The organism is Candidatus Synechococcus spongiarum SH4 (assembly GCF_000586015.1).
In the GTDB taxonomy this organism is placed as follows: domain Bacteria; phylum Cyanobacteriota; class Cyanobacteriia; order PCC-6307; family Cyanobiaceae; genus Synechococcus_B; species Synechococcus_B spongiarum_F.
This window is the reverse complement of record NZ_JENA01000260.1, coordinates 1-2,255: the sequence shown is the minus strand read 5'-3', so window position 1 is coordinate 2,255 and position 2,255 is coordinate 1. Positions and strand designations below refer to the sequence as shown.

Annotated in this window: 2 protein-coding genes; one reads left to right on the top strand and one right to left on the bottom strand. The window is 64.7% G+C overall.

Going from position 1 to position 2,255, the window contains the following annotated elements:
* The coding region (locus tag BG35_RS0109425) for a S8 family serine peptidase (RefSeq protein ID WP_152535274.1) at positions 1–1,351 on the top strand (1,351 nt) is incomplete at its 5' end.
* A gap of 395 nt (positions 1,352–1,746) precedes the next feature.
* On the opposite strand, the gene BG35_RS0109420 is transcribed toward BG35_RS0109425, so the two are convergent.
* Positions 1,747–2,255 (bottom strand): urease accessory UreF family protein (locus BG35_RS0109420; protein WP_025782621.1); only part of this gene is annotated, 509 nt, incomplete at its 5' end.

The following is a 2,255-nucleotide window of genomic DNA, read 5'->3' as shown; positions in this document are numbered from 1 at the left end:
CGGTAAGATCTCATCCTTCTCCAACCGCTGTGGAATCGCCAAAAACTTCTGTCTTGCAGCGCCGGGACAGTCGATTTTTGTCGCTAATACACGTTGCACCGCAGACCCTAACACCACAACCACCTGTACCCAGGCTGAACTGGATTCGCAATACGGCGTCGGCAGCGGCACCTCCTACGCAGCGCCCATGGTCAGTGGCGGCCTGGCGATCATGAAGCAACTGTTCCGCAATCAACTCTCCAACGAGGAGTTGGTATCCCGCCTCTTCGCCACCGCCAATGACGACGGCATCTACGCCACCGCCAATACCTACGGCCACGGCCTCATGGACCTGGGGGCCGCCACCAACCCCTGGGGCATTCCCGCCTTCATGGGCGCCGGCCAGTCCACGTCCGCAGTGGAAACACAGGGATCCCCCATCACCGCCGCCGCCCTGGCGGCTGGCCCTGCCCTGGGCGATGCCTTCTCCCATGCCCTCGGCTCCCAGGAAGTGGCCGCGTTCGACTCCCTCGGCGGTCCCTTCTGGTTCAATGCCGACGCCTTCGTCGTGGAGTCCCCTGGGGCTTCCCTTGCCATCCTTCTGCAAGACTTTCTCCGCTCCAGCCACCGGCAGCAACCCGCTCCCGAGACGTGGCAGTTTCATGTACAGAAGACAGCACCGCCCACTGCAGATGGTCACCTGGCCCTGGCCAACGGCGCCTCCTCTTTCACCATGACCGGTCCCCAGGGGGTTACCGCATCATTCCTGCAGGCGCCGGAGCGTCTGCACAGTCTGACATTGTCCTGGGAGCCCCCTTCTCTGCCCATGGTCTCCTTCGCGGCGGGCCACGTCAAGGAGTACGACTCGTTGCTGGGCAGTCAGGGCAGCGGCGCCTTTGGTCAACTCTCGGCTGAGACCGTCTTTCTCGGCGCGGGGGTTGAAGGCTCTGCCGGCCGGTGGAGCCTCTCGGCGATGGGAGAGGTGGGTATCGTCACCCCCTCCGTTGCCTCCAGCCACTTGATTACCACCATCTCCAGCCTCGGCACCAGCGCCTTCCGCCTCCAAGCCAGGCGGAGCCTGGGCAACGGCGGCGCCCTGAGCCTTTCCCTCTCCCAGCCCCTACGGGTGGACCGTGGCGCTGCCGTATTCTCGCCGACCACAGGTCGCACGAAAGACGGGGTGGTCATCGGCGCCTCCTCCAAAGAACCCTTATCCCCCAGTGGCCGCCAGTTGGATCTGGGCGCAACCCTGGAGCTGCCCCTGGCGCGAGGCAATCTCTCGCTGAGGGTGGCCGGGAGCATTGAGCCTCAGCACCAGTCCACTGCAGAGACGCAATGGGCCGTCTTCACCGGCTATCGCGCCACTTGGTGAGGAAGGGCAAGGCTCGGCTTCCCCACCTGAAACGCTCTTCAGCGTATCGAGTCGAAGGCGGTTTGCGCCTTCGGGAAACCTTCGCCGTCGAACACCAGTTGGAATACGCCTTTCGCTGGGCCGTCGTGAATGGTGGTCGGGCCGGCATTGAAGGTTTGTCCAGGGCGAGGGAAACCCGCCTTTTGTATTGGGTATCCTCGTTGGCGGCCAGGCGCCGGCCTTTTGTCTCGAACAACCGGGACCGCCAGGTGGCTTGGCGCGTTGCCAGGGGACCGTGCCAGCGCAGGAAAGGAGCCAGCGATCAGGTGGAATGTCTCATGGAATGGCGCGAGGCCAGCGTAAGGGCGAAGGTGGAGCACCTGTTTGCTGTCCGGCCACACCAACACCCAAAGGGCTCAACTGCGAAACAAACGGCTATACAACCCACCATGACCCAACTGGGCCATGGTGGGACCCAGGGTTTCCGGCCACAACGCTTGGGGATCCAGATCAGGGGCCGCTGCCGCCAGGGCGGCAATGGGTTCCTGGAGCCGCAGTTGCAACTGCTGGCCCTGGGGAGCCGCCAGGGGCGCCAGGCGCACCGCCGCGCTGATGAGATTGGCGGACCAACTGAAGAGAAAGGCCTCCAGCAGCGGCGCCACCGGCAATTGAAACCGTTCTCCCGCCAAGCCCCAGGCCAACGCCAGCCCCGCCCCGTGGGGCCAGGGGGCCAGAGGGCAGCCATGATCCGCCGTCAGTTGACGCAGCAGCGCCAACATGGAGCGCCCCATCTGTTGCTGCTGCTGACGCATGGCCCCACAACTGCGTTGGGCCAGGAGCCAGGCGTCATGCCGTTGGGCCGCAGCCCAATCCCCTTCCCGCAAGGCCAGCAGACAGCGGTTGATGACGGCCGCATCCACCCTGA